This window comes from Rhizobium sp. S163 (assembly GCF_030380805.1).
Classification (GTDB): domain Bacteria; phylum Pseudomonadota; class Alphaproteobacteria; order Rhizobiales; family Rhizobiaceae; genus Rhizobium.
On sequence record NZ_JAUDSA010000007.1, the window covers coordinates 74,291 to 94,778 of the forward strand.

Consider the following 20,488-nt stretch of genomic DNA (forward strand, 5'->3'; position numbering starts at 1 on the left):
CAGGGGACCTGCCGCAACGACAGGTCCCCTGATGTTTTGATCAGGCTACGGCGCGTGCCAACGGCACGACATTGTCGGTACCTGTCCGGTCGCTGTACGGCACGCGGCCTTCGACCGGGTGGCTGGGGTCATTGAAGCCTGCCGTCGATGGGTGACCTGTTGCGACCAACCGGTCGACCAGCGCCTCGTCCTCCGCATCGAGCTTGACATCGAGCGCGCGGATATAGCTGTCCCAATGCTCCTCAGTGCGCGGACCTGTGATCGCGGCAGAGATCAGCTTATTGTTCAATACCCAGGCAAGTGCGAATTCGGTTGGAGAGATGCCCTTGCGGGCGGCGTGCGCAGCAATCTCGCTGGCGATCGCGATCGATTCAGGGCGCCATTCTGTCTCCAGAATACGCTTGTCGCCGCGACCGGCGCGGGTATCGGAGGCCGGTTCCTTGCCCGGCTCGTATTTGCCCGTTAGCACACCACGGGCGAGCGGTGAGTAGGAGACGACGCCGAGGCCATAGTGATGGGCGGCCGGCAGTTGCTCGGCTTCGGCGGTCCGGTTGACGATGTTGTAAAGCGGCTGGCTTGCCACCGGACGATCGATCCCGAGTTCATCGGCCAGATGTGCGATCTCGGCAATGCGCCATCCGCGGAAGTTGGAGACACCGAAGTAGCGCAGCTTGCCGGCTCGGATGAGGTCGGCGATGGCGCGCACCGGTTCTTCGAGCGGCGCATCGAAGACAGCGCGGTGGAAATAGAGGATGTCGATATAATCGGTGTTGAGGCGGCGAAGCGAGTTTTCCACGGTCTCGATCACCCACTTGCGCGAATGTCCGCCGAGGTTCGGGCCCTTCTTGTGCGAATTGACGAACTTCGTTGCCAGAACCCAGTGATCGCGATGGGCCTTGATGCCCTTGCCGACCACCTCTTCCGACTTGCCGTCGTGATAGACGTCGGCCGTGTCGATGAAATTGATGCCCTGCTCGCGGGCCTTGTCGATGATGCGGAATGCGACGTCGTCGGGTGTAGGCCCGCCGAACATCATCGTTCCGAGGCTGAGCGGTGATACCTTGAGGGCGCTGCGCCCGAGATAGCGATAATCGACCATTGTCTTCTCCTTGTTACTGGGCTTACTGGGCGTGGTGGCAGGCAGCCGCATGGCCGGTGCCGAACTGGCGAAACGCCGGGTCCTCGACCCGGCAGATGTCGGTGGCGAGCGGACAGCGCGTATGGAAACGGCAGCCGGCGGGAGGATTGTGCGGGCTTGGCAGATCACCGGTGATCGGTGCGGCCTGCTTGCGGCGCGACGGGTCGGGTACAGCGGCGAGCAGCGCCTGGGTATAGGGATGCCTGGCGCCGGTCCAAAGCGCGCTAGTCGGTGCACTTTCGACGATGCGGCCAAGGTACATGACAAGCACGCGATCTGCGAAATAGCGCACGACCGAGAGATCGTGCGAGATGAAGAGATAGGAGAGCGACAGCTCCGACTTCATCTCGACAAGGAGGTTAAGGATCTGTGCTTGGATAGAGAGATCGAGCGCCGAGACGGGCTCGTCGCAGATGACCAGTTCCGGCTGCAGGATCAGCGCTCTTGCGATGCCGATGCGCTGTCGCTGGCCACCGGAGAACTCGTGCGGGTAGCGATCAAGCGAATCTTCCGGCAGGCCGACATGGGTCACCATCTGGGCGGCGATTGCTTCGCGTTGCTTGCGCTCGCCGATCCCGTGGACTGCAAGTGGCGCCGTCAGGATGGTTCGGATCGTTTGCCGCGGATTGAGAGAGGCGAATGGATCTTGAAAGATCATCTGGATGCTGCGGCGAACCGACTGCAGTTCGCGCCCGTCCATGGCGGTTACGTCCCTTCCCTTGAAGGCGATCTTTCCCGACGACGGATCGACGAGCCGCACCAGCGACTTGCCAAGCGTGGACTTGCCGCAGCCTGATTCACCGACCAGTGCTACGGTTTCGCCCTCAGTGATTTCGAGCGACACGCCGTCGACGGCGCGTACCGTGCCTGTGGAGCCTTTATAATGGGTTGCGAGCCGATCAACCGACAGAAGCGACATGGGCCTTCTCCGCAATCGCTGGAACATAGGGGCATGCCACCTGCCGGCCGGCCGGCAGCGTGACGAGGTGTGGCACCACCGAGCCACAGGCGGGCCGGGCGAGCGGACAGCGCGGGCGGAACGAACAGCCTTTTTCACCGGCAGCCGAGACGATCGAGCCCGGGATCTCCTGGAGTGGACCGTCGCGGTAGTGGTAGTTTGCCTTCAGCCGCGGCGATGCCGACAGCAGGCCGTTGGTGTAGGGATGATAGGGTTTTTCAAACACCTCGCCTGGGAGCCCCTCTTCGATCTTGCGTCCGGCATACATGACGACGACGCGATCGGCCCACTGTGCGACAATGCCGAGATCGTGTGTGATGAGGATGACAGCCATGTTCAGCTGGGCGCGAAGATTGTCCAGAAGCTGAAGCACCTGCGCCTGGATCGTCACGTCGAGTGCGGTCGTCGCTTCGTCGGCGATGAGCAGCTTCGGGTTGCAGGCGACCGCGATGGCGATCATCACGCGCTGGCGCATGCCGCCGGAAAGCTGGTGCGGATATTCGTCGATGCGCCGGCGCGCTTCGGGAATGCTGACGAGGTCGAGTAGAGCAATGGCGCGTTCGCGTGCCTGACGCCGGCTGAGATCCTCGTGGATACGAAGCACCTCGACGATCTGCTCGCCAATCGTCAGGACCGGATTGAGGGATGTCATCGGCTCTTGAAAGATCATTGCGATGTCACGGCCGCGGATGTGGCGCAGCTCTTTTTCGCGAAGGCCGACAAGGTCGCGCCCATCGAAGCGGATCTGTCCACCGGTCTTGGCGTGTCGCGGCAAGAGACCCATCAGGCCGAGTGCGGTCAGCGATTTGCCGGAACCCGATTCCCCGACAATGGCCAGCATCTCACCCGGATCGGCCGAAAAACTCACGCCCTTGACGGGTTCGGCTGTGGCAAAGCGCACTGAAAAGTCGGAAACTTCCAGAAGCCTCGACATCAGCGATCCTCCGAAAAGCGCGGGTTGAGGCAATCGTTGAGGCCATCGCCGATCAGGTTGAGCGAAAGCACGGTGAAGACGATTGCAAGTCCCGGCAGGGCGGTCAGGTACCAGGCAGTGCGGATAACATCGCGGCCCGCGCCGATCATCGATCCCCAGGAAACCCGGTTGGGATCGCCAAGGCCCATGAAGGACAGGGCCGATTCCATCAGGATCGCACTTGCCACCATGACCGACGAGGTAACGATCAGGGGCGGCAACGCATTGGGAAGGATCTCGCGGAAAATGATGCGGGTATGCCCAAAACCAAGACTGCGGGCCGCCAGCACATAGTCCTTTTCCCGAATGGCCCGGAATTCGGCGCGCGTCAGGCGCGCCACTGTCGGCCAGGAGACAATCGCGATGGCAATGGTTACGGTTCCTGTCGTCGGCTGGGCAATCGCAACGAGGACGACGAGGAAAACGAAGCTCGGTATGGTCTGGAATATCTCGATGAACTTGACGAGGACGTCGTCGATCAGGCCGCCGAAATAACCGGCAACCGCACCGATCACGATCCCCACGGTCAATCCAAGAATGGTCGCCGCAAGTCCGACCGTCAGCGAAATTCGAGCGCCATGCACGATGCCGGCCAGGACGTCGCGGCCCATGGAATCGGTCCCGAGTGGATAGGCCGGGTTCTGGCCGGGCCAAAGGAAGGGACGCGCCACCATTTCGAGGGGATCGCCTGGAAAGACAAGCGGTGCAAATATCGCCGAAAGGGCGACCAGTAACAGGATCGCAGCGCCGAACAGCGCGTTGTAGTTAGCCAGGAAGATCTTCAATTCACGGCTAACGCCGCGCCAGGCAACGCCTGAGACAGAGGCCCGGACGTCCGGCGCATGGATATGGGTCCAGCGCGGTTGCCTGCCGGGCTGAGCGGTGGTTTGGACCGCCTCGGAATTGTCATCCCGCGCAAAGTCGATCGCCCGGCTGGCAAGTGTTGCGGACTTGTGACTGTTCATCGGCTTGCTCCAATTCGGGGATCGATCCAGGCCTGCAGGAGATCGACAGCCGCGTTGGCTATGATCACAAGGAGGGATGAAAGCAGAAGGATGCCGAGCAGCACGCTGAAATCGCGCGCCATGACGGCTTCGAAGGCAAGGCGGCCGAGGCCCGGCCAGCTATAGACGGTCTCGACCACGACCGCGCCACCCAGCGTTCCGCCGAAGTGCATGCCGGCCATGGTGGTGATCGGGATAAGCGCGTTGCGAAGCACATGGCGTGTGGTCAAGGTGAACCGCGAAACACCCTTTGCGCGTGCAGTGCGCACGAAATCCTGCGACTTGACCTCCAGCATCGATGCGCGCGTCAACCGGGCATAGATCGCAAGGTAAAATAGCGCGAGCGAGGTTGCCGGCAGCACCATGTAGCGCGCCCTGTCGACAAGCGCTGCAAATCCCGTGAGCCGTGAGCCGATCGTGCTGTCACCTCCGCTTGGCAGCCAGCCAAGCTTGACCGAAAACAGAAGGATCAGCATCAGTCCGATCCAGAAGCCGGGGATGGAATAGAAGAGCAGCGAGATCACGGAGATGATCCGATCTGGCAGGCGGCCCGAGAAGGCGGCCATCAGCGAGCCGAGGATGAGACCGACCACAATCGCAATCGTCAATGCCGCCAGCATGAGAACCAGCGTTCCCGGCAGCCGCTGGCCGATCAGATCGGCGACCGACATGCCATAGCGCGGCGAAAAGCCGAGGCTGAAATGGGCCAGATTGTTGAGGTAGTTGGCGAGCTGCACCAGGATCGGATTGTCGAGCCCGAAGCGTTCGCGCAGCGCAGCCATGGTCTCAACCGTGGCCGAGCCGGATTCGGCTGCCATCACATCGGCTGCATCACCGGGTGCGAGTTTCAGCAGAAAGAAATTGAGGATGACGATCCCAAGCATCGTAGGCACAGCCTGAATGATCGTCCTTAAGATCGTCCGAGCGATCCGCCTGTAAGCCGACATACTCTCCTCGCAATCTTTTAAAGATTTCGCCTCGTTGCGCCGCTTAGTAGTTGACTAAATCTGTGGGTTTTGTCAAATCGATATTGGTAAAAAATTCCAATGGTGGCGTTCATAATGGATACTTTTGGAATGGATTGCTGTACTTCATCGATAAATAGGATTTCATCCCGCCTGGCCGCCAGGAAAAGGCAAAATTCTCTAAAGCGGGATCGATCTACGCAATAGGACGACCGGGCGGTATCGCCCTTGATCAGGAGGGAGAACATGATGTCATCGATTTCCGCACCCACACGCCGCAGTTTCCTCATGGCTTCGGCCGCACTCGGTGTCGCAGCAACGACACGACTTTCCGCATCGGCAAGCACCCCAACACGCGGTGGCACGGCAACGCTTCTGCTTGCCGCAGAGCCGCCCGTATTAACGACGATCGCTCACACGGCCTATAATGCGGTCTATGTCTCGCCCAAAACGACCGAGGGACTGCTGACTTATGACTTCGATCTCAATCCTCAGCCGTTGCTGGCCAAGGAGTGGACAGTCAGCCCGGACGGACTGACCTATACATTCAAGCTGCGCGATGGCGTCAAATGGCATGATGGACAGCCATTCACATCCGCCGACGTTGCCTTCTCGATCAAAGCGCTGAAGGAAGTGCATCCGCGCGGCCGCAACACGTTTCTCAATCTCGTCGACATCGAAACACCGGACGCGCACACGGCCATCCTCAAGCTCTCAAAGCCGGCGCCCTATCTGATTGCAGCACTTGGCGCCTCAGAAACACCAATCGTGCCGCGCCATATCTATGAAGGTACGAAAGTCGCTGAAAACCCGACCAATCTGGCGCCGGTCGGAACCGGCCCCTTCAGGTTCAAGGAGTGGGTGCGTGGCAGCCATATCGTCTACGAGCGCAACCCGGATTACTGGGACCAGCCCCGTCCGTATCTTGATCAGCTGATCATCCGCTTCATCCCTGACGCCGCTGCGCGCTCGATCGCAATCGAGACCGGCGAGATCGATCTCGCGCCCTCCACGCCCGTCCCGCTTAGCGATCTGGAACGCCTGCAGGCCGTTGAAGCGCTCGCCTTCGAGACCCGTGGCTACCAGTATCAAAACGGTGTCAGCCGCATCGAGTTCAACCTCGAGCGTCCCTTCTTCAAGGATGTTAGGGTGCGTCGCGCCTTTGCTCATGTGATCGACCGCAACGTTATTTTGAATACAATCAACTATGGCTATGGTGCTGCCATCCCCGGGCCAATCAATCCCAACCTGACCAAATGGTACGTGGCGGATCTCAAGACATATCCGATCGATCTTTCCGCTGCCGAAAAGCTCCTCGATGAAGCTGGTTACCCGCGTGGTGCCGACGGGGTGCGCGCCCGCATCAATCTGGATTACGTGCCTAGCGGGGAGAGCTACCCACGGGGCTCGGAATACATCCGCCAAGCCTTGGCAAAAGTCGGCATCGACGCGACCGTTCGCAGCCAGGATTTCGCGACCTACACCAAGCGCATCTATACCGATCGCGATTTTGACTTCGCCTTCGAGGGCATGAGCAACCTCTTCGACCCGACCGTCGGCGTGCAGCGCCTGTACTGGAGCAAGAACTTTAAACCGGGCGTTCCCTTTTCGAACGGTGCTGCCTACAGCAACCCCAAGGTCGATGAGCTGCTTGAGGCAGCTGCGATTGAGGTCGATCCCGCAAAGCGCGTCGGGCAGTGGCGGCAGATCCAGGAGATCCTTGTCGAGGACATCCCGGCGATCGACATCGTCAGCCAGCCGGAACTGACCATTTACAACAAGCGGATCTCAGATCACACGCTCGGCGCTGAAGGCATCGCAGGCAGCCTCGCCTATGCTTTTGTTGCAGCGTCCTGAGCCAGAACAAGGGAGCACAATCATGTCCATTCAACATCCTCCCGGCTCGATCGTCGGCCTGCCGAAATTCGCGGCCCCGACCGATTTCCCCGATAGTCCCTTGTCGCAGGCGCTCAAGCAGCCTGTGCTTCTTGGCCTGTTCTTGCCAATCCAGGCGGGCGGCTGGACGCAATCCACGCTCGAACGAACGACTGACTGGCGCTTCGATTACAACAAGGCGCTGACGCTCAGGGCTGAGGATCTCGGCTTCGATCTTGTCTTTGCCCTGTCGCAATGGCTGCCGAAAGGCGGCTATGGCGGCGTGTTCGACGGTCAGGCGCTTGACAGCTTCGTCTCGACGGCAGCCTTGGCGGGTCTCACGAAGAAGATCATGCTGATCTCGACCATGCACGTGCTTTACGGGCCGTGGCATCCGCTGCATTTGGCCAAGTTCGGGGCAACGCTCGACCACATTACCGGGGGACGTTGGGGCATCAACGTGGTTACCGGTCACCGGGCAGTCGAGCACGAGATGTTCGGCTGGCCGCGTATCGAGCACGACAGGCGCTATGAGCTGGCGGCCGAATTCCTTGAGGTGGTGCAGCGGCTGTGGAGCGACGGCGAGAATTTCTCGTTCGAAGGCGAGAGCAGCTGGAAGCTTGGCGGTGGCTTCGTCACGCCGAAGCCCAATTTCGGGCGCCCGATTCTCGTCAATGCCACGGGTTCGGATGCAGGCATTGCTTTTGCGGGCCGCTACTCGGATATCGTCTTCATCACCAGTCCGACCGGTGCCGATATCGATAGTGCGCTGCAATCCCTGCCCGCACATACCAAGCGCGTCAAGGATGCGGCAGTCGGCGTCGGGCGCAGTGTGCGTACGCTGCTCAATCCAATGGTGATCTGCCGGCCGACCGAAAAGGAAGCCTTTGAGCTAGCCGACCGTATCGTCGCGCATGCCGACCAGCGCTCGCCGCAAGGCTTCCAGTCGCTGAACTCCGACGCGCATGCCTGGAAGGGACGCGACCCGCAGGATCCTTACCGTGCGATCGGCGGCAATATTCGAGTGATCGGCTCGCCCGAGCAGGTTGTCGATCAGTTCGTCAAGCTGAAGGAGGCCGGCGTCGATGGCCTGCAGCTCAGCTTCTTCGACTTCCGCGACGATCTCGAGTTCTTCGGCTCCGACGTCCTGCCGCTGATGAAGCAAGCTGGCCTGCGCCATTAGGAGGAATGCCATGACAGGCAATAGCATTTCCGAAGTCTGGTACACCCGCTGCCCTGTTCCAACACCGGTAGGTCTGGCTGCACAGCTCGGCTATCTCGACGAAGGGTTCCGCAAGGATGGCGTGACACTGAAATCGATCATCGATTCACCTGACCGCAACATTCGCCAAAGCCATTTCGATCACACGCTCGACTGGTCGTTTCGCCATGGTGGCAATGTGCCGCCGATCCGCGCGCGCTCTGAAGGCCGCAAGACGCGGCTTATCGGCATCACCTGGACCGACGAGTTCCAGGCGATCATTACTCTGCCTCAGACCGGCATCCGGACCACAAAAGACCTGAAAGGTCGACGTTTCGGTATCGCACGCCGCCCCGAAGGCATTGTTGACTTCATGCGGGCCACGGCGCTGAAGGGGCTGGTTTCTGCCCTGTCGCTCGAAGGGTTGGTGCTCGACGACGTCGAGACGGTCGACATTGCTCTTTCGCAGTCCATTCTGTCGACGCAGGAAGGCCCATCGCTTTTCGGGCTGAAGCGTCGGCAGGCCTATGGCGAGGAAGTCGCCGCCCTCATCCGCGGCGATGTCGATGCAATCTATGTGAAGGGCACGGCGGGGATCAATGTCGCCAATCTCATCGGCGCCATCCAGGTTGTTGAATTCGGCTTCCATCCTGATGCGAAGATCCGCATCAATTCCGGTTCGCCGCGCGTGTTGACAGTGGATGAGCGTCTGGCAGACGAGAGGCCGGATCTCGTCGCACGCCTGCTCGGTTCGGTCTTCAAAGCGAGCGCCTGGGCCGAAGCACACCCCGATGAAACGAGACGTTTCGTTGCACGCGAGGCGGGCGCCACGGAAGAACAGGTGCTCGCCGCCAATGGCCCCGATGTCCACAAGCACCTCGGGCTTGGACTTGAGCCCGAACTGGTGGCTGCGGTCGGCCACTACAAGGATTTTCTGCACGACTTCGGCTTCCTCGCTGCCGATTTCGACATCGGCGACTGGGCCGATCGTCGTCACATCGACGCCTTTAACCGGCAAGCCGTGGCCTGAACGGGAGACCAGGGGACGATGGTTGATGAAAGGGTCGATCCGCCCACCATGATGCAACGCAAGCCGTGTTGTTCGGCCATTTCATCGTTGATGCCGCACTTGAGCTGCCCGCAAACCGCAGCCTCGACTGCGACTATGCACGTGAGCGTTCTCCTTGCGATGCGATCACGGGCTCTTCACAAACGCTCAAAAACACAATGGTTCGGGCGATCTGCTCGCGACGCCTTCATTCGTCTCGCACAGCAATAACATGACGATGCCCGCAGATTTTACGGTTCGTTTTACAGGCTAAGGACAAGCATGAGCAACGACAGCGAATATCTTTGGTACATTCCCAATGACACGAAGGCGGGTCACCGCGGCGATACCGTCGACGAAAATCATAACAGCCTGGCAACGCTGACGGCGCAGGCGCGCGCACTCGAGGACAATGGCTGGAAGGGTGCGCTCATCGGAACGGGATGGGGCCGACCCGATACCTTCACTGTCGCAACCGCGCTTGCGGCAAGCACGACGACGTTCGAGCCGCTGATTGCAATCCGCCCTGGTTACTGGCGACCAGCAAACTTCGCCTCGGCCGCGGCCACGCTAGACCATCTGACCGGTGGTCGCGTTCGCGTCAACATCGTCTCCGGCTTGGACAATCTTTCCGCATACGGAGACCAGGAGGGCGACCAGGCGCATCGCTACGGGCGCACCCGGGAGTTCATGCGATTGGTCCGCAGGCTCTGGACCGAAGAGAATGTCAGTCATGATGGCGAGCATTTCGGTGTCACGGGCTCGACCGTCATGCCTCGGATCCAGGCACGAGGCGATCGTCGTCATCCGAAGCTTTACTTTGGTGGTGCGTCCGAGGCGGCCGAGCGGGTCGCGGCCACGGAGGCGGACGTCCAGCTTTTCTGGGGTGAACCCCTCGATGGCATCCGTGAGCGCATCGCGCGCCTTAAGGCACTTAGCCAGGAGCTTGACCGGGATTTGCCACCTCTCGAGTTTGGTCTGCGTATCACCACGCTCGTTCGCGAAACGACCGAGCAGGCCTGGGTCGACGCCGAAAAGAAAGTCGCCGAAATGGCCAAAGGCAAGGGCTCCGGCTGGAACGATCACCGTAGGTCAGTTGCCGTTGGCCAGCAGCGGTTGCTCGACCTGCATCGATCCGGCGACGTTCTCGACGACAACCTTTACACCGCGCCCGGCAGATATGGCGGTGGCGGCGCCGGCACGACGTGGCTTGTTGGTTCAGCTGACGACGTTGCACGGTCGTTGCGCAGGTACCAGGAGCTGGGAATCACTCATTTCGTGCTCTCTGACACGCCCTACCTCACGGAGATCTCACGCCAGGGCAACCAATTGCTACCGCTCCTGCGCAACCAGCTCCCTAGATAGTGATCACTTAGACGCTCGGACTGTCGTTCGAACCCACGTTGGCAAGCCCGATCGGAGGCACGTTGATACCGATCACCTGGGCCAAATGGACCCGCCTCCCTATGAGATTTTTATACAATTGCGTGGCACGGCGAATGGATCGTTGACGCGCTGATGTCCATCTTCGCCGGTGTCGAAACTTCGAACCGGAGACGAAGATGTATTTCGAGCTGAAGGACGCGCGACCGCTGAGATTCTCGCGCAAAGCAGACGTCACGATGCGCTCTGTGACTTGCCGCTGCAATTGATTGCTTCGGAAGACGAGGCGTATGACATCCAGGCAGCAGCACAGGACGCGCTGGGGTTCGACAGAAAGGGATATGCGATTGTCGGCGCGAATGAAGCGTCACAGAGAACGCTTTGCCTGACGTCACCCGTTTATTCCGAAATCCCAGCCTCGAGCTTTTTCTCCAACACGAGGGACTTCCGGCTACCGCCTGGCACGATTGGTGTGCAATGTGAGTTCGTCTTCACGATGCTGCGATCGTATCCTGATCTCGATGAGGATGTCGATCTTGACAGTGCGCGCACGGCTATTCTGTCCTGCCGCCCGGCAATTGGCCTGTTGGGACGAAGAACTCGAAGCTCGTTTGCGGGCAACAATGCTGCCATCGCCGACTTTGGACTTCATGTCGCCACGTTGTGCGGCGATCACGTGCCGACAGCATCGCTTGCTGAACTGGCCTGCCTCGAGGTGACAACGTTTCTGTTCAAGGAGACCGTCGTCTCTGGCAAGGCCTCGTCAATTATGAACGATCCAGTCAATGCCATTGTCTGGCTCGCCCGCCAACTCGCCGCGAAAGGGCGTCGACTGGAGCCAAACGACGTCGTTACGACAGGCTCATGTACCACCATCCTGCAGGTCTTGCCCGGACAACACGTCGCCGCGGATTTCGGTCCACTCGGTCAAGTCGACTGCGTTTTCAGATAACCAGTTCCAACAGGCATCAAACGATGCCGCGACACAAGCCAACTCTCATGGAAGACAGAAAGAAGCCACCGATCGTGAAGAACAAGCAGAACACGTCAGCAGAAGCCGCAGTTCGACCGGTTGAAACCGGCAACGAGGCTCAATCGTGATGGTCAGCCGAAGCATTCCGCACGAGTACTTCTTGCTTGACGTGGCAGATCACAGCGGGCCGATTGTCGCCAGACTGGGCGAGCGCGCGGTCCGTGAGGCCGTTATCGACCGCCGTGGCCGGCGTTACCATTTCGCTGGCGTTGCAAGGCGCGACCCGCGGGGGCGTCTCGACGTGACTGCATTGCGGCAAGGTGAGTGGATCGTTGCACCTGACCTCGTCTATCGCAAAGCGTAAGCAGCACAAGATACTGCACGTCTCGCGATCATGATTGATTTCAATCCTGTGGATTGCGCCCATTGCGCATGAAGGTCCGTGGGTCTGACCTATGTATCACCTTCTGGGGCCGCTAGCGTGTGGCGGTTCACGGATGGTCCATATGCCAGGTAAGAAGCAGAGCACTGATATCCCAAGGAAGCGCCGATCGCTGTTGGCGCAACTTGCCGACGAGCCGGAAAAACTGTTCACCGGTGCGTTCCGGCAGCAATATGGTGCCGTCTGCTTTCGCTACGTGGGTGACACGTCGAAGATCGAGGTGCTCGTCATCTCGTCTCGAGACACCGGTCGGTGGGTTGTGCCCAAAGGCTGGCCAATGAAGAAGAAAAAGCCCCACGAGGCGGCCGCGATCGAGGCCTGGGAGGAAGCCGGGGTCCGGGGTGCCGTGCATAAAACGGCAGTCGGACGCTACACTTACCTCAAGTTCCTCGATGACGGTGATGTCGTTCCAACAATCGTGGATCTTTTTCAGATCGAGGTCACCGTCCAGAACGAGACGTTCAAGGAGAAGGGCCAACGTCGACTTGCCTGGGTCGAGCCGGACGAAGCTGCGCGGCGCGTGCGCGAGTTGGAGCTGAAATCGTTGCTCGTTGATTTCAAACCGAAGGGAAAGCGGAAGGGAAAGCGCAAGGGCATCTTACCTTGAAGGTGAGCGGTGTCCGCTCGCATTCGCGTCAACGGGCCTGCTGCGGCAGTTTGCTGAGATCTGGAGAACGAACTCAACTCGAGTTCCAATTTCCCAGGGATCGATTTCAAGGTGACAGGTTCTCAAATCTCACTTGCGAAAGAAGCAGGCCTCGAAACCGATCCGCATCAGAGCCCAATTTGCTCCTTTACGGACGGGAACCTCGAGTACGCTCAGAGGTTTGTCATCCGACACTTCTGTCGAAACCTCAATCGCAAGGAATACTCCCATGACCCTCGCAGGGAAAAAGATCGCCGTTCTCATCGCACCACGGGGAACCGAGGATCCGGAATTCAAGAAGCCGAAGGAAGCCGTCGAGGCGGCGGGCGCAACCGTCACTGTCGTTGGTATCGAGACTGGCGAAGCGAGAACCAACAACGGCGACCTAGACCCTGGCAGCAGCTATAATGTCGACAAGGCGGTCACCGAGGTCTCCGCGTCTGATTTTGATGGCCTCGTCATCCCGGGCGGCACTGTTGGTGCCGACAAACTTCGCTCGAACCCCGAGATTGTCGCCTTCGTAAAATCTTTTTTCGAAGAAGCGAAACCTGTCGGGGTGATCTGCCACGGCCCTTGGCTACTGGTCGAGGCCGATGTTCTCAAGGGTCGGACCATCACCTCATACTCCTCGATCCGAAAGGATATCGAGAACGCTGGTGGTACCTGGGTGGACCAGGAAGTTGTAACGGATAAGGGGCTAGTAACAAGCCGCAAGCCGGACGATCTGCCTGCCTTCTGCGCGAAGATCGTCGAGGAATTCGCTGAAGGCAAACATCCTGAACAGGCCCGTAGTGCCTAAATTCTAGAGGTGCCGGGTCAGCCCGGCATCTCATCGCTTTGGAATTTACCGGTCACCTTAGTGTTCGGGAAGTCTTAATCGCTGATTGCCGCCCGTACAGTGGGTATCGCTCGGTGACCTGAGATCCGCCAGGCCCTCGCCCGCCCCTGCGGTCGACGACGATCTCGGCTACCTGCCACGCTTTTCCCGATTAGGAGCCGCCGTGACGACGATTTATTACGAGGCCTGCCCGTTGCCCAACCTGGCGAATCAGGATGGCCTGTCGCTCACCTATGACGCCGCATCGGAGCAGCGCGCCTCCGCCTATCTATCCGAATTCGCTCACCATGAGCCTGGGTGCTGGAAGCCACGGCCCTAGGTCATGGCATGGATCGCAAACCTCTTGCCGGAAACCCACCTCTCGAAGATGGACCAGCAGCTGAAGGTCTCGCCCCAGGACATCCTCGGTCTGCTGATGCGTGTCGGCACGACACCGCGGGCGCCTTCCCGATCGGCGAGCCGCGACGGGAGGGAAATAATTTCCGCATCGTCGATGACGAGGGGGCGCTTGAGCGCATCATCGACACACTGTTGGAGCGTCCCCTCCTGTCGGCGAACGCGGCGTCTCGATGTCGCTTGCGGGCGTCCAGGACAAGCTGCCTGTCTATAGCGGCCCGGACGGACGGATCGGCATCCCGCTGGACGGCACCCCCTCGACCCACATCCTGAAACGCGACATTAAGCGCCTTGCGGGGAGCGTTACCAACGAAACCTTCTGGATGATCCTCGCAAGGCTCTGTCTCGACGCCGCCGAGGTTGCGATCGGCCGGGCGGGAAAGCGGGACTACGTCCTTGTCATCCGTTATGACAGGGTCGCCGATGGGCAAGACATCATCCGGCGCATTCACCAGGAGGATTTCTGCCAGCTGCTGGGCCTGTTCCCGGCCGGGAAATACGAGCAGACCGGCCTGGGTCGGCGGGGCGGCGCGTCCTTGCCGCAGATGTTCGAGGCCTTGGCGCGTCTCATGTCCCTGGCAGAACGACTTCTATTGCTCGATGCGGTGATCTTAAATATTCTGATCTGCAATTCGGGTTCGCACGCGAAGAACTACTCGGTTGTAGTTGGCGCGTCCGGCTGGGCCAGGCTCGACCCTCTTTATGATCTCATGTGCGCGGCACCGTACCGACGGGTCGACCAATACCTGCCACAGACACTGGCCGGCAAACTTAATGCTGACGAGCTGCATGGACAGTAGCACAAAACATCGCCCCCTGAGTGACCGTTTGAATGGTCCGAGGCGATAACGCATCGCCCGAATCTAGGCAGGCTTGCTAAACTGAGAAGCCTGGAGCAGATTTCGTTGATGACCGATATCGATTCAAGAGCCGCGCTTATAACGCTGCTGAAGGAAATGAGGCTCGAACTAGGAGTGCCGCTCAGCCTTTACGAGCTAGGGCCACCCCTTGTCCGCCAAGGCATCAGCCAGGACAGCATCGTCGACGCGCTGTACGCTCTCAAAGACGAGGGCGTCATAGATCTGCCTGGCAACCGATTGGTGTTGTTGAAAGTCTTCTAGGTTTCGGGACTGCAGACGGTGGACAGGGAAGAGAACATCGAGCGTGAGCTCGGCCGCAAGAAGCTGATGATGCGGTTGCCGACCTTGAGAGATCAGCTTCGACACGCTTCAGGCGCTCAGATCGAGGCTCTCTTCGTAGCCTACGAGCGGGCCGCAGCTCATCAGGAGCGTATACGGGCGCAAAAGAGCGCGCCGGCGCAGTGGACAGCTTATTACGACAAGGTGTTCGCCGAGCTGGAGGAGAGCGTCAGACTTTATCTGACGGGTCAACGATGGCAGGATTTCAGTTGACCTTTTTTGGGGCTGTTTGAGACAGTTCACGAACGCCGAGAGAACAAAGTCGGCGCAGTCGGAACTTATCGCCTTCGTGCAGGTTTGTTGACCGCCGAGATAGTCTCCCAACGTCTTGCTCGGCACGTGGAGGGCCTTGAGCCCCTGTAACTCTCTCGGCTCTCCACATCCATTCTTTCTTGGAACAGGTAAGCAGCCTGATCCATGGGAGCGACGGGCGGCTTTTGTTTCAGCTGGGCAGGCACAGCTCGATACGGGCCGGCATGGGATCAAGAGGAAGGTTCGGGAGCGCATCGTCGCGAGGCTTGCTCGCACGGCAACGGAGCGGCTTGTCGCTCGACTAGAGAGGCCCAGAACGCGGCGATTTCGCCATCACGGGAGATTCCTGGAAGCAGCTTAATCTTGAGGTTTCCGAAGGGAATGCTAATATAATCGCTGCACTCAACGATACCGTTTTGCCCCGCGCTTGGCGGGGCTTTTTTTAACTCGCCTTCCGGATCTGCCGTGACGTCAGGCAGGATAGGCATGCCGGCAGCATGGGCGTCATCGACGAAGGGGGCGCGGGCCGCAGCGGGATCAGCCGCCGCCATGGCTGCGAGATCACTGCTCTCCTGGGCAGCGGCGGATATATTATCGGTGATGCTGAGCTTTCCCCGGAGGAAAATAAGGTCACAGCGCGGAAGTTGCTCAATCCAGATCTGCGATCAATACGGCCTTCGCGATCACCTCGTCCGCGAGATCGCGCAGTATCTGATCTCGATCGGCCGGTACTATTATAGAGATACCGACCTTCCCGGGCTGGGCGGCCGTAATGGCCCGAATCTAAGCGAGTTATTTCCCAAAGTTGTATTTTTCTGGATCACGTGAAATCCACTCAGTCGCTTTCAACGTGTAAATAGATATCTGCAATTGATAACAGGTTGAAAGATGAATTCGGCGGATCAAAATAAAGAAGAGATCGAAGTCAACAATAAGTTGGGGCGACGTATAAGGATGGCTCGCAAGACGCTTGGATTAAGTCAGACCCATCTTGGGAATGCTCTCGGAGTTTCGTTCCAGCAGATAGGAAAGTATGAGAGCGGCAAGAATTCAATGTCCGTTTCAACCTTCCTGACGATCTGTCGCACCCTTCGTTTAAAGCCGTCATCGCTGCTGGACGACTATCTCGGGCAGGAAAAACCATAAGGCATTGGAACGTTCTGCTGCGTCATAGTTATGAATGCAGCCGCGTTTGTCCCCATGCCCGCGGGGCCACCCTCTCTCCAGTTCAGCCCGCCTTGTGCGGGATTTCTTACAGAACGGCCCAACACGCCTTCCGATCTTGCTCTCGACCTTAGATCGGTTAACATAGGCGGTCGCTTGGAAGTTTCTGGACGCCTGGGTGACAGGCGAAGGGCTCGTTACCCCAAAGCTCGATGCCCTTCGCCACAATAGCCATCTTCGCCAGTCGACTTTGAAGCAACGTGTCGTGAACTTGATTGGCGGCGACACGACGTGGATCGGACCTACCCAGCTCTGCAGCGGGTCACACAAGTAGTCGAGTGTGACATTTTAACACACTGGGCCGGGTGTTGCTGCCGTCGGCACGGTAATTGGCCGCTGTATGTCTCGCTCGCTACCAGCAGAACGCCGGTATCGAGTGTCCCTCGCCGGCCTCGTCGTACAGCCAGTGTTTCGTGATGAGCGGACAAATCCTCTTCCGAGAGACAGAGAACTCGATCTCGAGCGCCTCGCCCTGTGGCACGGTGGGTGAGAGGGCCACGGCGCTTACGCACTCGATCGGCGGCGCGCGCTCGGCAACCCATACGGAAGCCGCGGAGAAGGCTGCTATCTTCGTCGACGCACCAGACAGTGCCAGGAGCGCCTTGTGTAGGGCTGCGCGCGTCTAAGGCGCCAGGATCGCCATCAGCATCGGAACCGGCGCTTCTCTGGAACTGCTCAACGGCGTTCGGGGCACATATCCGAGGACCACAAGCGACACGCGAACGAAGCGGTCGATGCGATCGGCGAAGCCTCTTATGCTGCCGTTCCACTTCTTGGTGATCGTCTCGATGTCGGCTTGGTCGGCCCAACGATTGAGGTTACGGCTTTGCCAGTACCAGATACCAGGCCCTGCCATGGATCCGTGTTGACGCGCACAGTTGTAGAACGCCTCGTGGTTCCCCTTCCCAGTCAGTTGGCCAGGCGTCCACCCGATGTAGAGCTTGCCGCCATCGTCGTCCACCTGCGGCGGGTTGCCGAGATTCCGTGCTCGTGCGTAGCGCTTCTGCGCTTCGGTCGGGCCCTGACCTCGCGGTCGAAGCGGAAGCACCGCTTTCGCCTGATAGCTGGACAAGGGACTACACCGATCGGTGCAAACGGTCGCGGTATCGGGCGCCATAGCGTCGAGCGCTACGAGGACAGAGTTCATGTTCTCGGCGTTCACCCCCTTTCGCAGCCGCGCGCAGATGCGCTGCAGTTACCCGCAAAGCATGGAACTCGCCGAGTTTTAATGGTGATTGGTGGCGGGGCGATCTGTGGGGGAGACAGGTTCAGGCAAGCTTCGTGGTGTCAAGACCTGCCGACATCAATGACGCGAACATTCTTTCGCGGGTGATCATGAGGATCTTCGGTATGGCATATGATTGGAAAGGCGTTCGCACTCGGCGTATTCGACGCTTCAAACTGGGGCTATCGTCCTTGATAGCTCTCGCTGTCGTGGCGCTGCCATTTGTTTGGCCCGTGGTGAACTGACCAAGTCGCTTTTCTTGATACGCTAGAGGTCGGCCACCACGTCGGCGGGCCTTTGCGTGTGGATAGTAACATTCTGCTAACTACGCCGCGGCCGAGGAGATGGACCGCATTTCGATTCACTGATCAGGTCTGAGAGTGTCGTACACCCCAAACGCATGCGGCGCATGAGATCCGGTGAGCGGACCCACGAGGAAAACGACCGGATCTCAACCTTGCTTCCATGCCCTTAGCCCGGCACGTGTCAAGCTAGCCGCCGAACAACGACGTGTGCACCGCAGCGGAGAAATTTGCGCGGTTCATTGGTGGTTTCCGATGATGATTGAAATGCTGATGGTGCTGCGAGGCGGCTGTGATCAGTCCAGAAGAGCACCAGCGCGTCAGAAGCCATCCATGTATTTGCTCGAAAGCGACTCCATGGCGGCGAAGCAGTTGACGAACCAGTGGCTGCGTTTGAACTCAGTGGCACCGGTAAGCAGCATTCTCGCCAATGGGTGGGAGTTGGCGACGAGCTGTTTGCAGAAGTATCGCATTGATTCAGTTCCTTACGCAGATGCCAGGGCGCTCTTCGCCGCACGAGCACGGACAAGCTGATCAGCCCCAGAGGTGTTGTTGTAAGCCTCCTCGGCAAACGCGATGATGCGGTTGTCGGTGGTGGCGAGGACGAATTGGCCGGAGGCGCTCGTGGTCAGCGCCCCCGCGGCAACGTTGACGCCCTTCGGGACGCGAACGTTGAAGAGGCGCTCGTCGATCACCTCCATGCCGATGATGCGGTCGTTGGCCAGCCAGGCGTCATCAATGCCTTTCATTGCGAGGTAGTTGTCCTGAGCAAGGTAGACCTTGGCTTTGGATGCTGCGCCGGCCTGGGCGAAGCTCGAACCGAACGCGGCGAGTGCGGTACCGGGCAGGATGGCAGCAGCGCTAAGACGCTCCTGTACCTGCGGGAGGTTCTCGGAGACCGGACCTGCGTAGATCTCGCTGTAGCGGGCAATGGATTATTCTCCCTTCGGAAGCCGGAAGCCGGAAGCCGGAAGCCGTTTGCCTGGCGCCACCCTTAAAGGCGGCGTTCAGTGCGGCCGCAGCCTCGGCGTCTGCCTTCGGCGCCAGAGCGCGGAGGTGGGGAGCGGCGGCGCTCTTCAATGGGTGTCGTATCCGCCAAACACTGGGATGTCGTGGTTGGCCGCTCTGCGAGAGAGTTTTCGAGATCGGGGATGAGGGTGGGAAAGTCGTTGCCCACGTTCCCGTTTATACATAGCCTATGTTCGAAAAAGCCCGGTTGACGTCTTCACGCAATTCGTCTCCGTCGGCCTGGGCAGGCCACACTTGCCTGGTGTCGGCATCGCCCCATGTAATGGGTTCACCCAAAAGGATCCGAGTCATGGCCACGCACGAAGATCTGGCCGGGAAGTCTATCCTCCTGGTCGAAGACGACTATTTCGCGGTCACCGAGCTGGCCGCTCGACTCGAGACGCTTGGCGTCAATATCGCTGGATTATCGCCAGGCGTTGCCGAGGCGCTCGAAACCATAGCCTCGGTTCCTGATCTCGACGGTGCTATACTGGACATCAACCTCCGGGGCGAGATGGTCTTTCCGGTGGCTGATGAACTAGAGCGGCTGGGCATACCGTTCATCTTCGCCACCGGCTACGATGTCGACATTTTGCCCGACCGTCACGCCGACAAGATCGTCCTGCGCAAACCTTTGGAAGAGGAAGTATTGGCGCTCGGGCTGTCGAGGGTATCCCGTCCGCGGCCGGTATTGCTGGAAGAAGCCTCGAAAAACCAGATTCTTGCTCGACTTCCGGAGGCAATCCTCAAGGGCCTGTTGCCACTGCTCACGCTTGTTCATGTGCCGAGAGGGGCCATACTCGAGGTTCCCCACCAAGCTATCAGCCGTGTCTACTTTCCGATCGACTGCGTCGCTTCGCTAATTGCGGTTGGCTCCAACGGCTCGAAGATAGAAACAGGACTTATCGGATTAGAGGGCATGACTGGTACTGGTATTGCGCTCGGAGATAACCGGACGCCGCACGAACTCATTAATCAAGCGGAAGGCAGAACATTCGCAATGGCAGCGGATGAGTTTAGCCTGGTGCTCAGGGATTTTCCCGAATTTGACTTGCTGGCTGGCCGCTTTGCTCGCTCGCTCGGCATCCAAGTAAGTCATACTGCGCTCGCGAATGGAAAGTTCGATTTGCGTATCCGGCTCGCCCGTTGGCTCCTGATGATGGATGACCGAACGCCGATCGGCGCGTTCGAGCTCACTCATGAATATCTCTCTATCATGCTTGGCGCTCGGCGAGCTTCAGTGACCGACGCCATCCATGTCCTCGAAGGCGAGCATTTGATCCGGTCCACCAGAAGCCGTCTTGAAATTTGTGACCGTTTTCAACTGATCAAGTTCGCTGGCGAATCCTATGGCACTCCTGAAGACGAGCACCGCCGATTGATGGCTCTACCCTTGTTTCGCGCGGAGAAGGTGGGTCAAACTGCGCTATTTGCGTGA

Annotated in this window: 20 protein-coding genes; 13 read left to right on the forward strand and 7 right to left on the reverse strand. The window is 59.3% G+C overall.

The features are described 5' to 3' along the window. Positions 1-40 precede the first annotated feature (40 nt). From QTL96_RS08985 to QTL96_RS09005, 5 genes are read right to left on the reverse strand one after another with little or no spacing between them, the layout of a single operon-like run. Complete coding sequence (locus QTL96_RS08985; protein ID WP_289727489.1) at positions 41-1,099, reverse strand: aldo/keto reductase; 1,059 nt, start codon at positions 1,097-1,099, stop codon at positions 41-43. 22 nt (positions 1,100-1,121) lie between these two features. Further along, positions 1,122-2,057 (reverse strand): oligopeptide/dipeptide ABC transporter ATP-binding protein, encoded by a 936-nt coding sequence (locus QTL96_RS08990; RefSeq protein ID WP_289727490.1) that lies wholly within the window; start codon positions 2,055-2,057, stop codon positions 1,122-1,124. After that, positions 2,038-3,030: an ABC transporter ATP-binding protein gene (locus QTL96_RS08995; protein ID WP_112821880.1), complete on the reverse strand. Its 993-nt coding sequence runs from the start codon at positions 3,028-3,030 to the stop codon at positions 2,038-2,040. Before QTL96_RS08995 ends, QTL96_RS08990 begins: the two co-directional genes overlap by 20 nt. Further along, positions 3,030-4,034: an ABC transporter permease gene (locus tag QTL96_RS09000; protein WP_289727491.1), complete on the reverse strand. Its 1,005-nt coding sequence runs from the start codon at positions 4,032-4,034 to the stop codon at positions 3,030-3,032. Before QTL96_RS09000 ends, QTL96_RS08995 begins: the two co-directional genes overlap by 1 nt. Further along, positions 4,031-5,020 (reverse strand): ABC transporter permease, encoded by a 990-nt coding sequence (locus QTL96_RS09005; RefSeq protein WP_289727492.1) that lies wholly within the window; start codon positions 5,018-5,020, stop codon positions 4,031-4,033. The genes QTL96_RS09000 and QTL96_RS09005 overlap by 4 nt, the downstream gene beginning before the upstream one ends. Before the next feature lie 267 nt (positions 5,021-5,287). Between QTL96_RS09005 and QTL96_RS09010 the strand changes: the two genes are divergently transcribed. The 12 genes from QTL96_RS09010 to QTL96_RS09065 all read left to right on the forward strand — a co-directional run bounded on the left by QTL96_RS09010 (position 5,288) and on the right by QTL96_RS09065 (position 16,437). Continuing rightward, positions 5,288-6,895: an ABC transporter substrate-binding protein gene (locus QTL96_RS09010; protein WP_289727493.1), complete on the forward strand. Its 1,608-nt coding sequence runs from the start codon at positions 5,288-5,290 to the stop codon at positions 6,893-6,895. Between the two features lie 22 nt (positions 6,896-6,917). After that, complete coding sequence (locus tag QTL96_RS09015; RefSeq protein ID WP_289727494.1) at positions 6,918-8,096, forward strand: LLM class flavin-dependent oxidoreductase; 1,179 nt, start codon at positions 6,918-6,920, stop codon at positions 8,094-8,096. A 10-nt stretch (positions 8,097-8,106) separates the two neighbouring features. After that, positions 8,107-9,144: an ABC transporter substrate-binding protein gene (locus tag QTL96_RS09020; protein ID WP_289727495.1), complete on the forward strand. Its 1,038-nt coding sequence runs from the start codon at positions 8,107-8,109 to the stop codon at positions 9,142-9,144. 300 nt (positions 9,145-9,444) lie between these two features. Beyond that, entirely contained in the window at positions 9,445-10,527 is a 1,083-nt protein-coding gene (locus QTL96_RS09025) for an LLM class flavin-dependent oxidoreductase (RefSeq protein ID WP_289727496.1), read from the forward strand. Between the two features lie 271 nt (positions 10,528-10,798). Then, positions 10,799-11,497 (forward strand): hydratase, encoded by a 699-nt coding sequence (locus tag QTL96_RS09030; protein ID WP_289727497.1) that lies wholly within the window; start codon positions 10,799-10,801, stop codon positions 11,495-11,497. A 190-nt stretch (positions 11,498-11,687) separates the two neighbouring features. After that, positions 11,688-11,882, forward strand: coding sequence for a hypothetical protein (locus tag QTL96_RS09035; RefSeq protein ID WP_289727639.1), 195 nt, complete (start codon positions 11,688-11,690; stop codon positions 11,880-11,882). A gap of 142 nt (positions 11,883-12,024) precedes the next feature. Next, the gene (locus tag QTL96_RS09040; protein ID WP_289727498.1) at positions 12,025-12,567 is read left to right on the forward strand and encodes an NUDIX hydrolase; all 543 of its coding nucleotides are present in this window, start codon (positions 12,025-12,027) and stop codon (positions 12,565-12,567) included. A 268-nt stretch (positions 12,568-12,835) separates the two neighbouring features. Further along, positions 12,836-13,405: a type 1 glutamine amidotransferase domain-containing protein gene (locus QTL96_RS09045; protein ID WP_289727499.1), complete on the forward strand. Its 570-nt coding sequence runs from the start codon at positions 12,836-12,838 to the stop codon at positions 13,403-13,405. A 608-nt stretch (positions 13,406-14,013) separates the two neighbouring features. Beyond that, positions 14,014-14,640, forward strand: a complete 627-nt coding sequence (locus tag QTL96_RS09050; RefSeq protein WP_289727500.1) for a HipA domain-containing protein — start codon at positions 14,014-14,016, stop codon at positions 14,638-14,640. 108 nt (positions 14,641-14,748) lie between these two features. Beyond that, complete coding sequence (locus QTL96_RS09055) at positions 14,749-14,961, forward strand: hypothetical protein (protein ID WP_289727501.1); 213 nt, start codon at positions 14,749-14,751, stop codon at positions 14,959-14,961. Positions 14,962-14,979: 18 nt separating this feature from the next. Continuing rightward, positions 14,980-15,252: a hypothetical protein gene (locus QTL96_RS09060; RefSeq protein WP_289727502.1), complete on the forward strand. Its 273-nt coding sequence runs from the start codon at positions 14,980-14,982 to the stop codon at positions 15,250-15,252. 927 nt (positions 15,253-16,179) lie between these two features. Then, on the forward strand, positions 16,180-16,437 hold the full coding sequence (locus tag QTL96_RS09065) for a helix-turn-helix transcriptional regulator (RefSeq protein ID WP_289727503.1): 258 nt from the start codon (positions 16,180-16,182) through the stop codon (positions 16,435-16,437). A 700-nt stretch (positions 16,438-17,137) separates the two neighbouring features. On the opposite strand, the gene QTL96_RS09070 is transcribed toward QTL96_RS09065, so the two are convergent. Continuing rightward, the gene (locus tag QTL96_RS09070; protein WP_289727504.1) at positions 17,138-17,662 is read right to left on the reverse strand and encodes a hypothetical protein; all 525 of its coding nucleotides are present in this window, start codon (positions 17,660-17,662) and stop codon (positions 17,138-17,140) included. A gap of 865 nt (positions 17,663-18,527) precedes the next feature. Continuing rightward, positions 18,528-18,791 carry a hypothetical protein gene (locus tag QTL96_RS09075; RefSeq protein ID WP_289727505.1) on the reverse strand — a complete coding sequence of 88 codons (264 nt, stop codon included), beginning with the start codon at positions 18,789-18,791 and terminating at the stop codon, positions 18,528-18,530. Positions 18,792-19,360: 569 nt separating this feature from the next. Here QTL96_RS09075 and QTL96_RS09080 point away from each other — a divergent pair. Next, positions 19,361-20,488 (forward strand): helix-turn-helix domain-containing protein, encoded by a 1,128-nt coding sequence (locus QTL96_RS09080; protein ID WP_289727506.1) that lies wholly within the window; start codon positions 19,361-19,363, stop codon positions 20,486-20,488.